16 protein-coding genes are annotated in these 17,812 nt (G+C 56.7%); 9 read left to right on the top strand and 7 right to left on the bottom strand.

From position 1 onward, the window contains the following. Nucleotides 1–2 precede the first annotated feature (2 nt). From DEO48_RS10090 to DEO48_RS10105, 4 genes are read right to left on the bottom strand one after another with little or no spacing between them, the layout of a single operon-like run. Complete coding sequence (locus tag DEO48_RS10090) at nt 3–1,241, bottom strand: DotU family type VI secretion system protein (RefSeq protein WP_033145801.1); 1,239 nt, start codon at nt 1,239–1,241, stop codon at nt 3–5. Nucleotides 1,242–1,258: 17 nt separating this feature from the next. Then, nucleotides 1,259–2,602 carry a type VI secretion system baseplate subunit TssK gene (gene tssK, locus DEO48_RS10095; RefSeq protein WP_029740099.1) on the bottom strand — a complete coding sequence of 448 codons (1,344 nt, stop codon included), beginning with the start codon at nt 2,600–2,602 and terminating at the stop codon, nt 1,259–1,261. A 28-nt stretch (nt 2,603–2,630) separates the two neighbouring features. Then, nucleotides 2,631–3,134: a type VI secretion system lipoprotein TssJ gene (gene tssJ, locus DEO48_RS10100; protein ID WP_109845066.1), complete on the bottom strand. Its 504-nt coding sequence runs from the start codon at nt 3,132–3,134 to the stop codon at nt 2,631–2,633. Between the two features lie 23 nt (nt 3,135–3,157). Continuing rightward, on the bottom strand, nt 3,158–3,652 hold the full coding sequence (locus tag DEO48_RS10105; RefSeq protein ID WP_033145802.1) for a hypothetical protein: 495 nt from the start codon (nt 3,650–3,652) through the stop codon (nt 3,158–3,160). A 1,000-nt stretch (nt 3,653–4,652) separates the two neighbouring features. Between DEO48_RS10105 and DEO48_RS10110 the strand changes: the two genes are divergently transcribed. After that, entirely contained in the window at nt 4,653–6,941 is a 2,289-nt protein-coding gene (locus DEO48_RS10110; RefSeq protein WP_109845067.1) for an FdhF/YdeP family oxidoreductase, read from the top strand. 22 nt (nt 6,942–6,963) lie between these two features. Continuing rightward, the gene (locus DEO48_RS10115; protein WP_109845076.1) at nt 6,964–7,860 is read left to right on the top strand and encodes a LysR family transcriptional regulator; all 897 of its coding nucleotides are present in this window, start codon (nt 6,964–6,966) and stop codon (nt 7,858–7,860) included. Here the strand turns inward: DEO48_RS10115 and DEO48_RS10120 are convergent. Both DEO48_RS10120 and DEO48_RS10125 read right to left on the bottom strand, forming a co-directional pair. Then, nucleotides 7,839–8,597, bottom strand: coding sequence for a phosphate/phosphite/phosphonate ABC transporter substrate-binding protein (locus DEO48_RS10120; RefSeq protein ID WP_109845068.1), 759 nt, complete (start codon nt 8,595–8,597; stop codon nt 7,839–7,841). The genes DEO48_RS10115 and DEO48_RS10120 overlap by 22 nt on opposite strands. After that, nucleotides 8,590–9,561, bottom strand: a complete 972-nt coding sequence (locus DEO48_RS10125) for a fatty acid desaturase (RefSeq protein ID WP_109845069.1) — start codon at nt 9,559–9,561, stop codon at nt 8,590–8,592. Before DEO48_RS10125 ends, DEO48_RS10120 begins: the two co-directional genes overlap by 8 nt. 149 nt (nt 9,562–9,710) lie before the next feature. Here DEO48_RS10125 and DEO48_RS10130 point away from each other — a divergent pair, with 149 nt between their 5' ends. From DEO48_RS10130 to DEO48_RS10150, 5 genes are all read left to right on the top strand, one after another. After that, nucleotides 9,711–10,691, top strand: a complete 981-nt coding sequence (locus tag DEO48_RS10130) for a GlxA family transcriptional regulator (RefSeq protein WP_109845070.1) — start codon at nt 9,711–9,713, stop codon at nt 10,689–10,691. Between the two features lie 78 nt (nt 10,692–10,769). Continuing rightward, on the top strand, nt 10,770–11,780 hold the full coding sequence (gene gap / locus DEO48_RS10135) for a type I glyceraldehyde-3-phosphate dehydrogenase (RefSeq protein WP_109845071.1): 1,011 nt from the start codon (nt 10,770–10,772) through the stop codon (nt 11,778–11,780). Nucleotides 11,781–12,061: 281 nt separating this feature from the next. Beyond that, nucleotides 12,062–12,766, top strand: a complete 705-nt coding sequence (locus DEO48_RS10140; protein ID WP_109845072.1) for a hypothetical protein — start codon at nt 12,062–12,064, stop codon at nt 12,764–12,766. Then, on the top strand, nt 12,766–12,987 hold the full coding sequence (locus tag DEO48_RS10145; RefSeq protein ID WP_058841373.1) for a hypothetical protein: 222 nt from the start codon (nt 12,766–12,768) through the stop codon (nt 12,985–12,987). Before DEO48_RS10140 ends, DEO48_RS10145 begins: the two co-directional genes overlap by 1 nt. Continuing rightward, on the top strand, nt 12,988–13,467 hold the full coding sequence (locus DEO48_RS10150; protein WP_064672699.1) for a type VI secretion system tube protein Hcp: 480 nt from the start codon (nt 12,988–12,990) through the stop codon (nt 13,465–13,467). A 48-nt stretch (nt 13,468–13,515) separates the two neighbouring features. Here DEO48_RS10150 and DEO48_RS10155 read toward each other — a convergent pair whose 3' ends face one another. Next, a complete protein-coding gene (locus DEO48_RS10155; RefSeq protein WP_109845073.1) occupies nt 13,516–14,703 on the bottom strand; it encodes an MFS transporter in 1,188 nt (395 codons plus the stop codon). A gap of 115 nt (nt 14,704–14,818) precedes the next feature. On the opposite strand from DEO48_RS10155, the gene DEO48_RS10160 reads away from it, so the two are divergent. After that, complete coding sequence (locus DEO48_RS10160) at nt 14,819–15,775, top strand: AraC family transcriptional regulator (protein WP_109845074.1); 957 nt, start codon at nt 14,819–14,821, stop codon at nt 15,773–15,775. A 102-nt stretch (nt 15,776–15,877) separates the two neighbouring features. Further along, complete coding sequence (locus tag DEO48_RS10165; protein WP_109845075.1) at nt 15,878–17,563, top strand: alpha,alpha-trehalase; 1,686 nt, start codon at nt 15,878–15,880, stop codon at nt 17,561–17,563. Nucleotides 17,564–17,812: the final 249 nt, after the last annotated feature.

Genomic DNA, 17,812 nt, shown 5'->3' on the forward strand with positions numbered 1-17,812 from the left:
CCTTAGTTTCCTTGCGGCAATCCGTTCAGCTCGGCCTGAGTGTTTTCAGGCGACACCAGCAGAGTAATTTCCACACGGCGGTTACGGGCGCGGTTTTCAGGCGTCGTGTTCGGCGCCACCGGGTTAATCTCGCCCCGCCCTTCCGCTTTCACGCGGCCAGGCTGAGAGAGGCTTCCCTGCAGCATTTTCTGTACCGAGCGGGCGCGTTCCAGAGAGAGTTCATAGTTCGAGGCAAAGCGCGCGCTGCGGATCGGCACGTTGTCGCTGTAGCCCACCACCAGAATTTTGCCGCTGACGTTATTCATCGCCTGCGCAATGCGGTTGATGACCGGTTCATAGCGGTCACGCACGACGGTAGAGGCAGAGGCAAACAGCCCGTCGCCCTTCAGGATAACGACGCTGCGGTCCGCTTCGTCTTTCACCGCGACCAGGCCAGCCTCGATTTCAGGCTTCAGGAAGCCGCGCAGGTTCAGCACCGCCGGAAGCTGACGGGCCGGCTGCTGAATAGTGGTTTCCGGCAGCTGGGACTGATAAATCTTCGCCAGCACCGGGTTGGTGTTATCGCCAAGCCGCCAGTTAAGCACGATATAAAACAGACAGGCGATAAACCCGGCCAGCGCCACGCAGGCCCACAGGGGAACCATCGGCCGCCAGAGCTTGCGCAGCACCGGACGATCTTCCGGATGGGGAGAAAGCGGCGGCGGATAGCTGCCGCGCACGCCGCGGATCATCTGCCACAGCCGCTGCTTGATGGTTTCAAGCTGTGTGCGGCCATTATCCAGTACCCGATAGCGTCCTTCGAAGCCCAGCAGCAGGCAGTAGTTGATCATCTCCAGCAGCAGAATATGCTCGCGCGGGTTCTGCGACAGGCGCGCCAGCAGCTGGAAGAATTTCTCACCGCCCCAGGTTTCGTTATGGAAGGTCACCAGCAGACCGTTGCTTGACCAGACGCCGCTGCTGCCCCAGGGGGTGAGCGCGGCGGCCTCATCGAGCGCCGTACACAGGCAGTAACGCGCCCCGACGATCACTTCGTAGGGCAGCCCCGCCTGCTGGCAGCGGACTTCGAAACGGCGAATCTCATCGATCAGGCGCTGGCGTAACGCCACCTGATCGTCATGGGAGACCGAATGACGGATCTGCGGAATCGCGTTGAGCAGCGGATTGGCGGCCGCCACCAGCTGATTGTTGCTACTGGCTCCGGTAAACGCGGCATCACTGCCGGTGTCCTGTCGTTCCTGCATATTAAGCGCTCGCTTTATTATTCTGTCGGGCTACGGATGGCCCAAAACTCCATATCCAGCCCCGGGAACTCCCCTGCAAGATGCAGGGCGAATGCGCCGGACTTATCCATCTCGTGCCACAGCTCGCTGCCCTTCTCCAGTTCAAAGTAGCTGTAGCCGGCATGCCACGGGATCTGCGGCGGCGCGACCGGCATGGCGCGCAGCATAATGCCCGGCAGCTGAAGCTGAACCAGATCGCGGATTTTCGAGACCGGCGCGACCTTCATCTGCGCCGGGAAATGGGTTTGCAGGTGTTCGCCTGGCACATTGGCTTTTACCGCCAGCACGAACCCGAACTCGCGCACCATGCTGGTTTCAGGCACCGTGGCGATGTTCAGGCCGTGAGAGCGTTCGTTAAGCGGCAGCTGGATCGCGTGGTCTTCCATCACCAGCGACAGTCCCTGACGCAGCATCAGCATCAGTTTGCTGAAGCAGTTAGCCAGATCGTCATGATCGTAAATCGGCAGCACGCTTTCGGCGGTACGCTGCGACGTCCAGGTGGCTAGCTCGGTCGCAAACGGCAGCCAGCTGCGCCAGAGCGTTTCCGGATGCAGCAGCGGGAGGGTTTTTAAATGAGATACTTCGCCCAGATGACGGTTAACCAACGACAGCAGCGTGAACTCAATCAGTTCGGAGGTGTTAAAGCGGCCAGGCTGGCGCAGACGACCGCCAATTTGCTGGCTGCGCTGGACCAGCAGACCGTGCAGATCGTTGATCATGCTGTAGATCTGCGGGCTGTTGTTGGCGTTGAGCATCGGCGGGATGTAGCTGTTGTCGAGCCGCACGTGGTTGTCGTTACGTTTCTCTGTCACAAACGCCACGCCGATGGCGGTCCATTCCGCCGTGAGGTCTTTTTCCAGCATCAGGGTCAGACGCAGGCGGCCAAACTGGACGGTGGCATCCCCCACCGACATGGCGTTGTCGTCTTCCACCTCTTGCTCGAAAGCGATGAAGCGCGCCAGCGAGGCCGGCTCTTCGCTAAAAATCACCTCTTCTCTCTCGCCGCGACGAACAGGCAGCGCGAGCACCACCTTTTCGTTGGTGAGGTTGTCAGGAATTTTCAGCGGTACAGGACCGTTGCGCCCGTTACGCACCTGGAAAAAGGTGCCGTCCGGCAGCAGGCCACTGCAGTAGCTCAGGGCAATGCATCCCTGACGAAGCATCGCTTCATCCAGTTCCACGTCAAGAAAGCCCCAGAGATATGACCGCTGTAGCGCGCCCCATTCACGAACATGGTTGAGCAGATAGCTTTCAGTCCGCTGAAAATGGTGTGGACGCAGGAACATGCCTTCGGTCCAGACGACCTTTTCTGCTTTCGTCATGATGATGTGTTTCCTGTGTTGAAGCGCGTTACTGGCTGATGACCCGAATGCCGTTCACGTCGAGAAAAACGTTGGCCTGAAGTTCATCCGCGGACCATTTCCAGAACTGGTAGATATGATTTTCGCCAGGCGCAGGCAGAGGGAGTGAAACGCGCCATTTTTTGCCATCCAGCATCTGATACTCCGCCATCACGCCGATGTAGCGGGCCTCCGGAGAGCTTTGCCCGCTGAGGGTTTTGGACAGCTGTCCCGGCATCAGGAAGAACACGTCGCTGTTCAGCAGATTCGCGCCAAGCGTGGCTGACGCGTTGTTCTGCAGGGAGTAGAAGTCGCTGGACATGAAATCCGCATCGGATTTCAGCAACAACACCCGAACCTTAAGCGGCGCAGATTCGTTGATTTGTGGATGAGCCTGAAACTGCAGATTGTAGCGGGAGGGGTCGCTGTGTGAAGACGACGTACAACCACTGACCAGGGCGAAAATCACCGCGTAAAAGAATAACCACAGCTTATGAAAATTTTTATTATTCATAAAAATGCGCTCATGCAAGCCGTTTAGTTCAGGATCCAGGTACCGTTAGCGCTGTCTTTGCAGGCTTTGCTGTTGCCGTCGACGTCGACACAGGTCGCTTTTTTACGCGCCTTCGGACGAATGGCCTGTTTACGCACGGCGGCGTCGTACAGGTCGGCCTTGATCACGGCGCGCATCGGGACGTAACCAATCAGCTGATCGTTACCTTCATCGGCAAGCGCCATCCAGTAGTGTTCAACCTGACCCAGCACCACGTACGTTTTTCCGGTGTCGAGAGTACGGATAACTTTACCGCCGAAGTCAGGACGGCTCATCAGGGAGGCTGGATACATGGCGCGATACGGTTCGTTGACCGGGTTGAACTCCGCCGGTGGCGTCACAGCGTGACGGTGGGTTAAGGTCACGCCGTTGACCTGGCTGGTCTCGATCGTATCGTCGTTGATCACAGGTTTCTGCGGCGCTTTACAGCCCGCCACCGCCATTACAAACAGAAGTGAAAACAGTACGCGCATTTTCATATGCTTTTCCGTAGCGATATTTCGATGATGAAGATAAGGGGGTGAAGTTTGACTTAGGTGCTATTGTTAAAATAGCCAGGATATTTTCGGGGCGTTACTATTTTAAGGGCATAGCTACCGCACGAGCCCTTCAGAATAAGGCCCAGCGTCTTCCTGACATATTTTGACAAACGGTAAACAAGTTTACATGAGCTTCGTCTCAATTCAATATTTACCGCTACGTAACTGTTGGTAAATGAAGCAGTCGGAAAATTATAGGATTAATCCTATGAAAAAACCCGATACGACCTACACGCTGTTATTTTTCCACCGCACTACCAATCATGTTGTTGTATTACAAAGAAAAATAACAAAAGAGAACCACTTTCATTAACGCAATACTGCTATTATCGCCACTACCATAATTAGTAGAATTCGCGTATTGGTGAGGTCAGCAGAATATATGAACATGAATTATTTGTTGCACTAACAGGGTATCTTTAATATTAATCGTAATTTACGCTTAGAATAGTTCCGTATCCTCCATTCCGCGTGGCGTTAATTTCACGACTCAAAATAACTTTATATTTCGCGTTGCGACAATTACCCGGTCAGGCCTGAATTTTAATCGTCAATCATTAAGCCTGAGTTAACCATCCTGACATTATCGCAGCAGAAAATGCTCGCAATAGCCCGCCAGCTGCGAACATAGTTTATTGCTGCCGCCCACAGGCTTCATTCGAAACTTTATTGCTGCTACATCCTCTCCTGCTCGTCCCATCTATCTTACCTACCGTTTGATAGATAAGATTTATTATTAAAATGATAAAATTTCGTTATAATTTCTTTAAATGTTTAAGCATCAGATCCAATAAGTCACTGTAATAAAACGAATTTAAGATAAAGCATTTTTCCACGCCGCATGCGCGTAGCCATCCGGTCGTCATTGCTTTCGCTTATTGTCTTGTACAGCGCTTTTACGGGTTCAGACGTTGTGTGACCGAACAAATCAGGAGTGGGTATGAATAAGAAAAGACGCTCGGTGCCGGGTATCAGACACTATGACGGTCCTGCCGGAGGCTGGGGGGCGTTAAAAGCGACGGCTATCGCGGTGCGTACCCAAATGGATACCTTTGATGCTTCCGCCACGCTGCTGCGCACCAACCAGCCTGACGGTTTTGACTGCCCGGGCTGCGCGTGGCCGGATAAAGAACACAAGTCGACGTTCCAGTTCTGTGAGAACGGCGCCAAAGCCGTGACCTGGGAAGCCACCAGCAAACGCGTTACCCCCGCGTTTCTGGCCGAAAACAGCGTCTCCTCGCTGCTGGCAAAATCGGACTTCGAACTGGAAGGCTACGGTCGACTGACGTATCCCCTGCGCTATGATCGGGCAAGCGATACCTTCCGGCCCGTCGACTGGGAAGAGGCGTTTCAACGCATCGGCGAAGTATTGCGCGGGCTCGAACCGGACCAGGTCGAGTTCTATACCTCCGGACGCGCCTCTAACGAAGCGGCGTATCTTTTCCAGCTCTTCGCCCGCGAATACGGCACCAATAACTTCCCCGACTGCTCGAATATGTGCCACGAGGCCACCAGCGTCGGTCTGCCGCGTTCGATTGGCATCGGGAAAGGCACAGTCTCGCTGGACGACTTTGATAAGACCGAGCTGGTGATCTCCATCGGCCACAACCCCGGCACCAACCATCCGCGAATGATGGGGACTCTCCATGAGCTGGCCCGTCGCAACGTGCCGATTATCGTCTTTAACCCGCTGCGCGAACGCGCCCTCGAACGCTTCGCCGACCCGCAAAGCGTGATTGAAATGGCGACCTACGGCTCAACGGATATCGCCTCGACCTATTTCCAGGTGAAGGCCGGGGGCGATGCCGCCGCGCTGAAAGGCATTGCCAAACATCTGCTGGAAATGGAGGCCGAACGCGGTGACGTGCTCGACCATGCGTTTATTGCCGAACACACCCAGGGCATTGAGGACTTCACCGCCGATATCGCGAAAACCCGCTGGGACGAGATCGAGCGCGAGTCGGGCCTGAGCCAGGCGTCGCTCAAAAAGGTGGCCGACGCCTATGCGAAATCAAATGCCACCATCATTACCTACGGAATGGGCATTACCCAGCACAATAAAGGTACGGCAAACGTCCGCCTGATCGCCGATCTGCTGCTGCTGCGCGGGAATATCGGCAAGCCCGGCGCGGGTATCTGCCCCCTGCGCGGCCACTCAAACGTTCAGGGGAACCGGACCGTCGGGATTAGCGAGAAACCTACCCCGGCCTTCCTGAACCGTCTGAAGGACGTTTTCGGCTTTGAGCCGCCGTCTCACCACGGACACGATGCGGTGCAGGCCACGCAGGCGATGATCGACGGCCGCGCGAAGGCGCTCATCTGCCTTGGGGGTAATTTTGCCGTCGCGATGCCCGATCACGAGCGGGGTTTTCCGGCGATGGGTAACCTGGATTTGAGCGTGCACGTCGGGACCAAGCTCAACCGTACCCATCTGCTGGTGGGCAAAGAAACCTTTATCTTTCCGTGCCTCGGCCGCACCGAGCTGGATCTCCAGGCTACCGGTCGTCAGTCCATTACCGTCGAAGATTCCATGTCGATGGTGCACGCCTCGTCCGGCAAGCTGAAGCCCGCCTCGCCGTTGCTTCGGTCAGAACCGGCTATCGTCGCCGGCATGGCGAAAGCCACGCTGCCGGAAACCCGCGTGGACTGGCTAACGCTGGTTGAGGATTACGACCGCATCCGCGATCTGATCGAGCAGACCATTCCGGGCTTTGAGAACTACAACGCGCGGATCCGCGTTCCCGGCGGCTTCCGCATGCCGCTGCCGCCGACGCAACGCATCTGGCCAACGGCGACGGGAAAAGCGATGTTCTCGGTGTTCGATGGCGTTCACGAGAACGCCAGCGGCGAAGGTGAGCACGTTCTGCGCCTGATCACGCTGCGCAGCCACGACCAGTACAACACCACCATTTACGCCCTGGACGACCGCTACCGCGGCGTGTTTGGCCGCCGCGACGTGCTGTTTATGAACGAAGATGATATGGCGCAGTCAGGCCTGGAACACGGCGACCGCGTGGATATCGAAACCGCCCTCCCCGGCAGCGTCCAGCGTCTGAAGGACATTACCGTGGTGGCGTACAGCATCGCGCCGGGCACCGTCGGCGCCTATTATCCGGAGGCCAACGTGCTGGTGCCGCTTGATTATCTGGATAAGGACAGCGGTACGCCGTCGTATAAATCCGTTCCGGTTCGCATCACCCTGCGCTCGAAAGAGATCCGCATGCTGTAAGGCTGCTCGCGCAGAGATAATGATGGATATTAAACAGTTAAAATATTTAATCGCGCTCGACGAGACCCGCCATTTTGGTAAAGCGGCCTCGCAGTGCAACGTCACCCAGCCGACCCTCTCCATGCGCATCCGCAGCCTGGAAGAGGAGCTGGGGCTGGTGCTGATCGTGCGCGGGCAGCGCTTTGAAGGGTTTACGCCGGAGGGTGAACGCATCCTCGCGTGGGCCCGCGCCCTGCTTGCCGCGCACGACGGGTTACAGGCGGAAGCCGCGCTGTGCAAAGGCCAGGTGGTGGGCGAACTACGTCTGGGGATGGTGCCGCTGGCGAGCGTGGATCCGATGATCTTTATTCGCCTGCTGACGCAAAAATACCCGGAGCTGACCTACAGCCTCTATTCCATGTCCTCAGCGCAGATTGCCGACGGCGTCAGCCGCAATCAGCTTGAGCTGGGAATTTGCTACCTCAACAGCATCGACACCAGCCTGTTTGACGTTATCCAGCTGCCAAAAACGAAGATGGGCCTGCTGCACGACGTCCGCCATTTTCAGCTCGGCCAGGCAACGCTGACCTGGCACGACCTGACGGATTTTCCGCTGGGGTTCCTGACCAAAGGGATGCACTACCGGGCGCATATGGAGGCCAGCTTTAAATCTGCCGGCATCGAACCGACGTCCGTTTTCGAGAGCGACTCGACGTTCCAGATCATTCAGGCGGTTCAGAGCGGCGTGTGCTGCGCCGTCATGCCGCTGAACAACGGGCTGGAGGCACTGAACAGCAACTTCAGGATCGTCCCCATCGCCGACGCGAACATTGAGGCTCCCGTCGGCCTGATTATGCGCAGGCAGAAGCCGGTCTCCTCTCTGGCGCTGCGCTGCTTTACCGACGCGCAGGAGATTTATCACGCGGACAATGAGGCGTAGGCCTCGCGCGTCACCTCGCTAAAACCGTCGATCAGCACCGCGTCGCGCACCTCCCGGTATTCCAGCGCATCCACCAGCTCGCGGAGCGCATCGCGAATAGCGTCAAGCGTTTCAGGTGAGGTGTTATGCGAGGTGATCAGCGGCAGTCCCGGTGTCAGCGGGGTGCGGTCAATGACCGCCAGCCCCGCAAGCCGTTCCGGCTCATGGCGCTGCAGCAGTGCCCAGGTCACGCAGTCGATAGCCGCAATATCCCCTGCCCCGCGTTTCACATCAATCAGCGACTGGCGATGGCTGCCGCTGAAGGACGTTTGCGCGAAAAAAGGACCGCCGCTCGCCAGGGGAGCCACCCTTTTTCGCAGCGCATTGTAGCCGGACTGGGAATCCGGGGAATTACAGACCGCCCGACGTCCGCGAAAATCCGCCAGCGTGAGGTGCCGATCTTCCTCGCGCACCGCCAGAAAGCTGCGGTACTGGATCCCTTCGCAGCCCGGTGCCGCGTAGTGAAAACAGCCGACCACCTGCACGTCCGGGAGCAGCGTGACCAGCGGATAACCGCAGGTCTGGCTGAGGATAAGCGCAGGCTGTTGCCAGTGGGTCAGCAGGTCGGACTCCGGCCAGCTGGGGTCACGATCGACGGTCACACCACGCGCGGCCAGCAGCCCCTTTACCGCCAGCCAGAGCGCGCGCGTATCGGCGCGATCCACGGCATACATGGGAAATGCCAGCAGGTTACTCATACCCTTCCCCCTGTTGTTTTGCGGGATGAACGGTGACGTCAACGGGCCTGACCCAGAACTGACGCAGCCATTCACCATAGCCCCTGACGAGAAAACCGTGGTTTCGCCGCTGGTACGCCTCCCGGTTTTGCTCGTAGATGGCCTTCAGCCCGTACCAGGGAACGCCCGGCAGATCGTGATGTACTGAATGGTAGTTGAGATTCAAAAACAGCACCCGCCAGAACAGCCCCGCCTCATTAATAACGGAGCGCGCCAGCGGATCGTCCGCCGCGCGATGTTCGAAAAACGATCGGACCTTGGTCAGCGCCAGCGCCGGATAGCTGACGGCCAGCACAAACCAGACGGGTGAAAAACCGGTACGCGCCATCCAGGCGAAGAGCTCCACCAGCAGCAAAACGTGAACCAGCCACATCGCCATCGCCCGCAGGTGAAGGTGGCGAAATGCCGTCACGGCGCTGCCCAGCGTCTGCAGGATATCCAGCAGCGGGGCCAGCACCAGCCGCCCGGCGAAGGTATTCCGGGCGCGGATCGTACGCTTCTGCCAGGGGGAAAAGCGCGCCCAGCTCTCGTCGGTAAAATAGTATGACTCCGGGTCATCCACCGGATGGGTCAGGCTATGGTGCCGATGATGGGCGAGATGGGAGTCCCGATACAGGCCATACGGATACCAGACCGCCAGCGGGAGCGTGCCAAACAGCTGGTTGAGCCAGGCAAAACGCGTGGGGTGTCCGTGGATCAGCTCATGCTGCAGCGACATGTACCAGGCGGTAAACCAGATGAGCAGCAGCGTGGCGGGCAGCAGGCCGAGCGTTTGCCAAAACGCCAGCGTGGCAAACCAGCCTGCATAAATCGTGAACATTACCAGCCAGGTAGGCAGTTCGCTTCGCCATAAAAAACCCGATGCGAGATGGCGGATTTGTTCGCGTTGTTGCGGATGTAAATAGAGGGAGCTTCGTTGACTCATTCCTTCAGACGCCGTTTCGCCAGAGATAATTCTCTGACGATCGGGGATAACGCCTGAAATAACAAAGAACTTAAATCGCTTTGCTTTGCCAGAAACGTGGGGGTCATGCGTTTCTTGACTTATTCTGTAATAAAGGTACTTTTCAGGACATGAAGAAGATCCTGATTATTGTTCCTGACGGCGGCATGCTGTTTGAAGCCGCCGGTATCGCCGATATTCTGATGCAGGCCAACCGGCTGCATCCGGAAGGGCTTGCGCCCCCCCGCTACCGGATTATCATCGCCACCACGCAGCCTCACCAGGTGATCCACGGCCAGTCCGGCCTGAATCTGCTGGCGGACTATCGTCTGCCGGAGCTGGATCCGCGCGAACCGCTGGACACCATTATCATCACCGGACGCGGCATGAACGAGCAGGAGAGCACGGCGGTGGTGGACTGGCTGCACCTCGCTGCGCCGCACGCCCGGCGGGTAGCCTCTATCTGCGGCGGCGCGATGCTGCTGGCCCAGACCGGCCTGCTGGACGGTCGCCGCGCCACCACCCACTGGCGGCTGCTGGAGACGATGCAAGCCCAGTATCCGTCAATCCAGGTCGAAGGCGGCCCGCTGTATATTCAGGATGGCCCCATCTGGACCTCCGGCGGCGTGAGTTCCGGGTTCGATCTGACCCTGGCGCTGGTGGAAGACGACTACGGATTTACCCTCGCCCGCGACGTGGCGCAGGATATGGTGATGTATCTGCGCCGTCCCGGCGGCCAGCTGCAGTTCAGCCGTTACAGCCTGCAGCAGCCCGGCGCATCCGGTCCGATAAGCGAACTGCAAACCTGGATCCTGCAAAACCTGACCGCCGACCTGTGCGTGGAAAATCTGGCCGAGAAAGCGGCAATGAGCCCGCGTAATTTCACCCGCGTGTTTACCCGCGACGCGGGAGTTTCTCCGGCCCGCTACGTGACCGAAGCGCGTCTGGCCGCGGCCCGCCAGCTGCTTGAGCAGACCCATGACTCCCTTGAGCGCGTTGCCGAGCAAAGCGGGTTTGGCACCAGCATTAACCTGCGCCGCATCTTTGAGAAACAGCTTCACCTCACGCCCGGCGAGTACCGCCAGCGCTTTCACTGCCGCAAAATGGCGTAATATGATCCTTTTTTGTCGTTTACGCCAACCGGCCCGACGCCTACAGTGACTCCAGACAACAGAGATAAGGAGTGCACCATGGTTAAGGTCGGTATTAACGGTTTCGGCCGTATCGGACGTAATTTCCTGCGCGCGGCGCTGGGCAACCCGAATCTGCAGATTGTGGCCATTAACGATCTGACGGACAGTAAAACCCTCGCCCACCTGCTGAAACATGATTCCCTTCTGGGCACGCTTCCCGCGCCCGTAGAAGCGGCAGACGGCGCGCTGCAGGTAGACGGGCAGCGAATCGCCGTATTTAGCGAACGCGATCCGGCGAATATCCCGTGGCGTGACGTCGGCGTTGACGTGGTGATTGAGGCCACCGGCTTCTTTACCGAGCGGGAAAAAGCGGCGGTGCATATCACCCACGGCGGCGCCAAGCGCGTCATCATTTCCGCCCCCGGGAAGAACGACGACCTGACGATTGTGATGGGGGTTAATCACGAGCAGTACGATCCAGCCCGTCACGCGGTGGTGAGTAACGGGAGTTGCACCACGAACGGCCTGGCGCCTGCCGCTCAGGTGCTGCATCAGCAGTTCGGGATTGAGCATGGCCTGATGAACACCACGCATGCCTACACCAACAGCCAGGCGCTGCACGATCAGCCGGAGAAAGACCTGCGCGGCGCGCGTGCGGCGGCGCTGTCGATTGTGCCTTACTCCAGCGGCGCGGCAAAAGCGCTGGGGAAAGTGATCCCATCCCTTGACGGCAAACTGACCGGGTACTCCCTGCGCGTACCGGTGCCGGTGGTGTCGATTGTAGATTTAACGGTAACGCTGAGCCGTAACGTGACCGCCGAAGAGGTGAACGAAGCGTTCCGCAACGCGGCCGCCAGCGGGCCACTGAAAGGTATTCTGGGCTATAGCGATGAACCGCTGGTCTCCAGCGATTACCAGGGCGACCCACGCTCCTCGATTATCGACGGGCTTTCCACGCTGGTGATTGGCGGGAACATGGTGAAGATCCTGGCGTGGTATGACAACGAGTGGGGCTTCTCAAACCGTCTGGTGGATCTGACAGTGTGGATGGATAAGAAAGGGCTGTAAGTCTTACCGTGATGCCGGGTGGCGCTTGCGCTTACCCGGCCTACAAATTATGTCATCATCCAGTAATATCTCCCCATTCCTCGCTGAATATATAATTCTCAATAATCTCAAGTTTATTTAACTCTTTCTAATTCATCGCATCAATTATAAAAACGCACCAATTAACTTAGAAAATAGGTTAATGTTTATTCTTTACTTTACGTTTAAAAGTGCGAGTCCGATCACTGTCCTTAGACGATAACGTAGACCATGATACACCCTGCACATAACAGGGCCATATTATGTATTACAGCAAGGAAATTATAGAAAGAATTGGATCCGATAAAGATCTCGCATTAAGGCTCGATCGTGCCGTGGCGGGGGTAAAGGATGGTGCCATCGAATATTTAAATAATCTTGGCGATGCGACCACGCGATTGCTTTATTATACCTCTTGCTTCACTGATAATTATCAGGATGTCTGTAAAAAATTGGGTTCGGAAGATTTGAGGTTTTTAGCAGGAGTCGCCGAGCTTGTTAAGCATAGAGATGTAATTTTTAGAATGGTAAGGATTTATATTGAAACGATGCTTCATAACAGATCCATTATTCAAAGAAAAATCATTCTCGAAAAATTAATACCATTTACAACAAACTATTCAGTAAAGCAAGTATCTAAGAACGGTTTGATTTATGCTGTCACGTCATACATCTGTTATGGTAATAAAATGAACGCGGCCGTAAAAAGTGCATTTATGAGAAAGGTTGGTTTGAGCACAGGAGGTGTAATTACCGTATTAAACCTTTACGCTATAGTTCAGCATGCGGCAGATAGCGCAAATACACTTAAAAAATTTAAGCCGTTATTTTACCATGCGCTGTATGTTGAAAAGCTGGAAATGATGTATTTCCTTATTGAACCGGTGATAATGAAAGCCGGTTATCTTAACTTAAACACTGCATCCGATAGCGAAATTGCTGATGCGCTGAATAGAATGATGCGATAATGTGGCAATCGATAAAAGCATTTTTGAAACAATTTTTAAAAAGTTTCTTACAAGACATTATGGATGATTTTTTTTGGTATGGCACTGGAATATTCGCCATCATTCTCGGTGCTGTCGTGGTGAGTTTTATAGAAAACGAAAAAATTGCACTACGAATCGTTGGGATTATTATATTAGTTGTGTACTTCATTGCATTTCGTTACAAAACAAAGGATCAATAAATGTCTACACCAGCACATATATGGTTTACTGACGAAAATAATGCTCCCGTATTAGGCGAGTGTTTAATGCCTACAAGATTGGGCTCTACCGAACTCAAATCGTTTAATCACTCCGTCTGGATCCCCACCAGTTCCAACACGGGAAAACTGACAGGAACGCGCCTTCATGTTCCCATTACCTTTGAAAAAGAAATAGATCGCATCACACCCCATCTTTTTCGTGCCGTATGTACAGGTAAAACCTTCAAAACGGCATTAATCAAAATGTATAAAATTGATGATGCCGGTATTGAGCGCGAATACTTCAATATCACTCTGGAAAACGTCAAAATAACCAGGATCTCGCCAGTATTGCACCCGCTCGGTATCGCAAGTGCGCATATGGAAGAAGTCGAACTCCGCTATGAATCGATTGAATGGAAATATTGCGACGGGAATATCATGTTTAAAGACACCTGGAATGAAAGAGCAACAGCATAGAACAATGAACGCCCGTTAAGTCCCTCTCCCAAAGGAGAGGGAAAAGGCTCACTCTGCTTTCACTTTCACGCCCATAAACACAATCACCATCGCCGTTACCAGCAAAAGACCGCTGCCCGCGAATACGCCGCTGGCACCGTTAAGGTCAAATACCGCCCCGCCCCCGGCCGCACCGGCACTGATTGCCAGCTGAATTGAGGCCACCAGCAGCCCGCCTGCACTTTCGGCTTCATCCGGAACGGTGGTAGCAAGCCAGGTTGACCAGCCCACCGGAACCAGACCAAATGCAAAGCCCCACAGCGCGACCAGGAACCCGTCCAGCATCGCCAGATGACCAAACGCCACCATCGTGAGCGCGAGAACGCCCATCGCAAACGGCACCAGCGCCAGCGTCAGGCGCAGATTACGAGCCAGCAGATGCCCTGCAACGGATGTGCCGACAAAGTTGGCGAGCCCAAAGCCCAGCAGGATCAGCGAAATGGTCTCCACGCTCGCCTGCCCCACCGTTTCCAGGAACGGGCGCAGGTAGGTAAAGAAGGCGAAATGGCCGCTGAAGATCAGGATGGTCGCCAGCATGCCGCCGATCATCCCCGGACGACGCAGCACGCGAAACAGCGTACTCAGGCTGCCGCTGCTCTCCGGCTTCATGGACGGCAGGACCCAGAGCTGCCACAGCAGCGCCAGCATGCTCGGTAGAATGCAGAGAACAAAGACGTTGCGCCAGCCGATCAGGCTGCCCAGATAGCTGCCCAGCGGCGCCGCGACCACCGTGGCTATCGATACGCTGGAGAAAATCACCGCCAGCGCCTTCGGCACTTTATCTGCCGGAACCAGACGCATCGTGGTCGCCGTCGACATCGCCCAGAATCCCCCGATGGCGATCCCCAGCAGCAGGCGGCCCATCAGCAGGACGTGCAGGTTGGGCGCAAAGGCCACCAGCAGGCTGGAGATAATTTGCAGCAACGAGAAAAACATCAGCACCCAGCGGCGGTCGATACTCTTGGTTGCCGGGGTGATCAGCAATCCGGTGACCAGCGCCACCAGCGCGGTAGCGGTGACGGCCTGCCCGGCCATTCCCTCACTCACGCCCAGGCTCGCGGCCATGGGCGTTAACAAACTCGCCGGCAGAAATTCTGCCGTAATCAAACCAAATACCCCCAGCCCCAGTGAATAGACGGCCCGCCAGGCGGGTTTTGCAGGCGCTACCGCCTCGCTCGCCGCGACACATGAACTCATCTGTTGATCTCCCGTTATAAAAATGTGACAACCGTCGCAAAAGAATAGAAGGTTCACCCTGGACGATCTATGACATATAATCTCCACTTATTGATTATTCGTCCGGAGTTGCGCCATGACCGTCCAGTCACCCGATCTGATCAGCGAACTTTTACGCGGCATGCGCCTGTCAGGGGTGAAATACCGGCGGATTGAAGCCAGCGCGCCGTTTGGCGTCGCCTTCCATCAGGCGCCCGGTAGGGCGCAGTTTCATTTCGTGAGCCACGGCAGCGCCCAGCTGCGGATGGAAAGCGGTGCGACGTTCGAACTGAGCAGCGGAGACGCCCTCTTTATTCCAGGCGGCAATTCCCATGCCCTACTCTCCGACGAGCGGGCCACCATTACCCCTGTCAGCGACTTTCCCAGCGAGCCTATCTGCAGCTCGGTGTGTGCCATCACCTGCGAGCCCTGCCCGGAGAGCGAGAACACCCTCATCTTTAGCGGGTGCATGGATTTTGAGCTGGGCGGGATGCAGCCGCTGATCAAGGCGATGCCGGAAGTGATGATGGTCAGCCGGCTGATGTCCACCTGGCCGGAGATCCACCCGCTGCTGGCGGCGATGGAGCGGGAATCCGTGGCGCGTCAGGCCGGGTACGCCGGGATCCTTGCGCGTCTGGCCGACGTGGTGGCGGCGTTAATCGTGCGCGGCTGGGTTGAAGGCGGGTGTGGTAAAGCCACCGGCTGGGTGCAGGTTCTGCGCGACCCGCGCCTGAGCCGGGCCATTTACGCCATGCACCAGCAGCCCGGCCTGAACTGGAGCGTGGCGGATCTGGCAAAAGAAGCGGGCACGTCCCGTTCCGTGTTCGCCGAACGGTTTCTGGCCGCGACGGGAACCACTCCGGCAAAATATCTCAGCGAGCTGAGAATGCGCCTGGCCATCCAGTACATTCGCCACGAAAATCAGCCGATTGAAACCGTCGCGCTGCGGCTGGGGTACGGCTCTCTGGCGGCGTTTAGCCGGGCATTTAAGCGCATCATTGGACATGCGCCGGGCACGCTGCGGGAAGCCAGCCAGACGCCGGAAGAGGTCTGACGGGTAGGCAATTATTAACGCGAAGCGGGCAATATTCGTCTAAGGTTTTCAGGTGATTGACAACAGCGGTCACGCTGTTTAGTGAAGACAGGAGACGAACTGATGATAAGACCTCGTACACTACGCCCCGCATTCTTGCCCCTTGCGTTAGGAGGCGCGCTGCTCGGCGTCGCGACTTGCGGTTATGCCGACGATAGCCCCGCAGCCCAGACAACCTCACCCGATATTTTGCTGGGCCCTCTGTTTAACGATGTGCAAAGCGCCAAACTGTTTCCCGATCAGAAAACCTTCGCGGATGCCGTCCCCAAAAGCGACCCGCTGATGATTCTGGCGGATTACCGGATGCAGCACACGCAATCCAGCTTTGACTTACGCCACTTTGTCGAGATGAACTTTACGCTCCCTGCGGAAGGGGAAAAATATGTTCCGCCTGCTGGACAAAGTTTACGTGAGCACATTGACGATCTCTGGCCCGTGCTGACGCGCACCACGGATAAAGCCAGCAACAAATGGGATTCCCTGCTGCCGTTACCCAAACCTTACGTTGTGCCCGGCGGACGTTTCCGCGAGGTCTACTACTGGGACAGCTATTTCACCATGCTGGGCCTGGCAGAGAGCGAACATTGGGACAAAATCAGCGACATGGTGGATAACTTTGCGTATGAGATTGATACCTTCGGCCACATTCCCAACGGCAACCGCAGCTATTACCTGAGCCGCTCCCAGCCGCCGTTTTTCTCAATGATGGTTGAACTGCTGGCGACCCACGACAGCGATGCGCTGAAGAAGTACCGCCCGCAGATGGAGAAAGAGTATGCCTACTGGATGGACGGCGTCGACGCCCTTCAGCCGGGGCAGGCTAACAAACGCGTGGTAAAACTGGACGACGGCGCTATCCTCAACCGCTACTGGGACGATCGCGACACCCCGCGCCCGGAGTCCTGGCTTGACGACGTGAATACCGCCAAAAGTAACCCTAACCGGCCTGCGACCGAGATCTACCGTGATTTGCGTTCCGCTGCGGCCTCGGGCTGGGACTTTAGCTCCCGCTGGATGGACGATCCGCAAAAGCTCGGCACCATCCGAACCACCAGCATTGTCCCCGTGGACCTGAACGCCCTGATGTTCAAGATGGAAAAACTGCTGGCGCGGGCAAGCCAGGAGAGTGGCGACGCCGCCAGCGCAAGCAAATACGAGGCGCTGGCGACGGCGCGTCAGAAAGCCATCGAGAGCCACCTGTGGAATGATAAAGAGGGCTGGTACGCGGATTACGATCTGAAAAGCAAGAAGGTACGCAATCAGCTCACGGCGGCAGCCCTGTTCCCGCTTTACGTGAAGGCGGCGGCGCAGGATCGGGCCGATAAAGTCGCCGCGGCAACTTCATCGCACCTGTTGAAGCCGGGCGGTATTGCGACCACCACCGTCAATAGCGGCCAGCAGTGGGATGCGCCAAACGGCTGGGCCCCGCTGCAGTGGGTGGCCGCTGAAGGGCTGCAGAATTACGGACAGGAGAAGGTCTCAATGGACGTGACCTGGCGCTTCCTGAAGAACGTTCAGCATACTTACGACCGCGAAAAGAAACTGGTCGAGAAGTATGACGTGTCGACAACCGGTACGGGCGGCGGCGGCGGTGAGTATCCGCTGCAGGACGGCTTCGGCTGGAGCAACGGCGTGACGCTGAAAATGCTGGATCGGGTCTGTCCGAAAGCAAAACCGTGCGACAGCGTGCCGGAGAATCAGCCTGCGGCGAATGATGAGGCTGCGCCGGTGAAAGCTGCTGCACAGTGAGGGTATTGCCGGGTGGCGGCTACGCCTTACCCGGCCTGCGCGTGCTGGCTCTAATCCTCACAAATGAATGCGAGTAGCGAACAATCCCCTCGCCCCTTTGGGGAGAGGGTTAGGGTGAGGGGAACATACGGCTGCGGTGGTCATTCCGTTCACTTTATGTTCCTTGCTACTCTTTAACGACATGACCGGTGAACGTGCCAGGGTGGCTCAATCGCCACCACCCTGGCGACCCGGGCTCCCGGCGGTAAA

The organism is Enterobacter sp. CGMCC 5087 (genome assembly GCF_003144775.1).
In the GTDB taxonomy this organism is placed as follows: Bacteria; Pseudomonadota; Gammaproteobacteria; order Enterobacterales; family Enterobacteriaceae; genus Enterobacter; species Enterobacter cloacae_M.

Bases quoted from the DNA above. Each gene is read 5' to 3' on its own strand.
- DEO48_RS10090 (WP_033145801.1), bottom strand. From the start codon at position 1,241: ATGCAGGAACGACAGGACACCGGCAGTGATGCCGCGTTTACCGGAGCC.
- tssK (WP_029740099.1), bottom strand. From the start codon at position 2,602: ATGACGAAAGCAGAAAAGGTCGTCTGGACCGAAGGCATGTTCCTGCGT.
- tssJ (WP_109845066.1), bottom strand. From the start codon at position 3,134: ATGAATAATAAAAATTTTCATAAGCTGTGGTTATTCTTTTACGCGGTG.
- DEO48_RS10105 (WP_033145802.1), bottom strand. From the start codon at position 3,652: ATGAAAATGCGCGTACTGTTTTCACTTCTGTTTGTAATGGCGGTGGCG.
- DEO48_RS10110 (WP_109845067.1), top strand. From the start codon at position 4,653: ATGAATAAGAAAAGACGCTCGGTGCCGGGTATCAGACACTATGACGGT.
- DEO48_RS10115 (WP_109845076.1), top strand. From the start codon at position 6,964: ATGGATATTAAACAGTTAAAATATTTAATCGCGCTCGACGAGACCCGC.
- DEO48_RS10120 (WP_109845068.1), bottom strand. From the start codon at position 8,597: ATGAGTAACCTGCTGGCATTTCCCATGTATGCCGTGGATCGCGCCGAT.
- DEO48_RS10125 (WP_109845069.1), bottom strand. From the start codon at position 9,561: ATGAGTCAACGAAGCTCCCTCTATTTACATCCGCAACAACGCGAACAA.
- DEO48_RS10130 (WP_109845070.1), top strand. From the start codon at position 9,711: ATGAAGAAGATCCTGATTATTGTTCCTGACGGCGGCATGCTGTTTGAA.
- gap (WP_109845071.1), top strand. From the start codon at position 10,770: ATGGTTAAGGTCGGTATTAACGGTTTCGGCCGTATCGGACGTAATTTC.
- DEO48_RS10140 (WP_109845072.1), top strand. From the start codon at position 12,062: ATGTATTACAGCAAGGAAATTATAGAAAGAATTGGATCCGATAAAGAT.
- DEO48_RS10145 (WP_058841373.1), top strand. From the start codon at position 12,766: ATGTGGCAATCGATAAAAGCATTTTTGAAACAATTTTTAAAAAGTTTC.
- DEO48_RS10150 (WP_064672699.1), top strand. From the start codon at position 12,988: ATGTCTACACCAGCACATATATGGTTTACTGACGAAAATAATGCTCCC.
- DEO48_RS10155 (WP_109845073.1), bottom strand. From the start codon at position 14,703: ATGAGTTCATGTGTCGCGGCGAGCGAGGCGGTAGCGCCTGCAAAACCC.
- DEO48_RS10160 (WP_109845074.1), top strand. From the start codon at position 14,819: ATGACCGTCCAGTCACCCGATCTGATCAGCGAACTTTTACGCGGCATG.
- DEO48_RS10165 (WP_109845075.1), top strand. From the start codon at position 15,878: ATGATAAGACCTCGTACACTACGCCCCGCATTCTTGCCCCTTGCGTTA.